Source organism: Streptomyces sp. NPDC127117 (genome assembly GCF_042677325.1).
GTDB lineage: Bacteria > Actinomycetota > Actinomycetes > Streptomycetales > Streptomycetaceae > Streptomyces.
The window spans coordinates 1-2,192 of record NZ_JBHXTM010000131.1; the positions used below are offsets into that span (position 1 = coordinate 1).

The 2,192-nt window shown below is 64.7% G+C and carries 1 protein-coding gene; it reads left to right on the forward strand.

The features are described 5' to 3' along the window. The first annotated feature begins 594 nt into the window (after positions 1-594). Positions 595-1,788, forward strand: a complete 1,194-nt coding sequence (locus ACFVH0_RS40460) for a cytochrome P450 (RefSeq protein WP_385828431.1) — start codon at positions 595-597, stop codon at positions 1,786-1,788. Positions 1,789-2,192: the final 404 nt, after the last annotated feature.

Sequence of the window (2,192 nt, forward strand, 5' to 3'; positions counted from 1 at the left end):
GCGCTCGGGCTGCTGGACAACGTGTCCCGCACCACCTGCAACCGACCCCTGCCCCGCAACCGAACCAGACACAGAACCTAACGAAGCACTACTAGAGCGTGTCTCTTTGAATGGTTGGTCAGTTGATCGGATGTGTCCGTCCGGTTAGTGATCACTGATGCGATGTGGGACCGGATCGAGCCGCTGATGCCGGAAGAACAGAAGGAAGGGCCCGCCGCCCTCGCACCGGGTTCCCGTTGCCTTGTTGTTACTGGCGACAACAGGCACCTGAACGCTCATATGGGTTATTCACTCACACGCGTGGCCCGCCGTTCACTGGGGCATGCCGGGCAGGCAGCGGTTGGAAAGAACACACGGTGGAGACTCTGCAGGTGGCACTCATCGATCCGGCCGCTGCTGGCACCCCAGCCCTCGCCATGCCTCCAGTCCGTGCCACCGCCGTCCCACTGGGCCGGAACGACGAGCAGGCCCTACTGCAGCGTCGACTTCACTGCACCGACCCAAGCGGTTCGGCTCCGGCCGTCCCGTACCGCTGCTGGCGAACCCCACCCCATGCCGTGATTCCTGCTGAAACCCTCTAGGAAAGAAGTCCTGATGGGCGAACAAACACCACCGCTCCCGTATCCGTTCACGTCCGACGAACCCTTGGAACTCTCACCGCTCTACGTCGGCCTGCGCGCCGGACCGCTGTGCAGGGTCCGCCTGCCGTACGGAGAGGATGCCTGGCTGGTCACCAGGTACGCCGACGCGAGGGCGGTCTTGTCCAGCCCGCAGTTCAGCCTGGCGGCCGGGACGGGCAGGGACCAGCCGAGGATGCGCCCCTACTCCTTCAGCGGCACCGGGCTGCTCTCCACCGAAGGACCTGACCACTCGCGGCTTCGCGGGGTGGTGGCCCGGCACTTCAGCGCGCGTCGCATCGATCAGATGCGGGTGAGGATGCAGGAAGTGACGCAGGAGCTGGTGGACCGGTTGCAGGAATCGGGGCCCCCGGGCGATCTCGTGCAGGACTTCGCCTCCCCGCTCTCAAGAATCATGATCTTCGACCTGCTCGGTGTTCCGGAAAAGGGCCGAGACCGCGTCCAGAAGTGCCTCGACGCCGTGCTGGGCTACAACGTGTCGGCCGAAGACTTCACGGCTCAGGCAGAGTCTTACCTGACTTACCTGACCGACGTGGTCGAACTACGCCGCCAAAAGCCGCGCGAGGACCTGCTCACCTGCCTCCTGCAGGCCCGCGAAGAGGGACGTCTCACCCAGGATGAACTGTTCGAGCTCACTTCCGAGTTGCTCATCGGCGGGTTCAGTACCATTTACCACCAGATCTCCAACTTCCTCTATCTGCTGTTGCGCCGCCCCGAGTGGCTGCAACGGCTCCGCGAGCACACCTCGGATATTGCCGGCGCTGTCGAGGAGATGCTGCGGTACGTTCCCCTGCCCAACGGTCTGATCTTTCCCCGGTACGCGACACAGGACATCGAGGTGGGCGGGGCCCTCGTTCGCGCAGGAGAACCCGTGCTGGTCGACATGTCGGCGGCCAACCGAGATCCGGCGGTCTTCTCCGACGCCGAGACACTCCTCCTCGAACGGGAACCCGAGGCCCCGCACCTCAGTTTCGGATACGGCGCGCATCTCTGCGTCGGAAGGCAGTTGGCGCGGCTGGAACTGCAGATCGCCCTGAGAACGCTGCTGGGCCACATGCCCGGTCTGAAGCTGGCCGTGCCGGACAGCGGCATGCGCTGGAAGACGGAAGCGATCCTCAAAGGCCCGCACGAACTGCCAGTCCACTGGTGACACCGCAACAGCACTGGGCATCTACGGTCCGGTGCTGTGCACCACGGCGGCTGCTACCTGCGGGAAGCACTCCGCTCTGTTCACCACCTGCTGGGCACGGGATCCGTACTGGCCTCCTTGGCCGTACGCCCGCTTCCGGAGCGGAGGCACGAGCAGTACAACACCGTGAATCGGTGCATCAGCCCGAACCGGCGGCTCGGCATGGTCATGCACCTCACCACCGGCCCGATCCGGGCAGGCGGACGAAGCGGTACGGTGCACACCTTGCTGCAGAGAACCGGGCTGCACGTCTGGTCACCGGTATTGGCCCTAGAGTCTGTCTGACAAATGATCATCTGGCCGGTTCGCGGAGCCAGAGGATCAGCGAGGCCAGGACGACTCCGGCGCGGTAGCGGTTGGCGAGC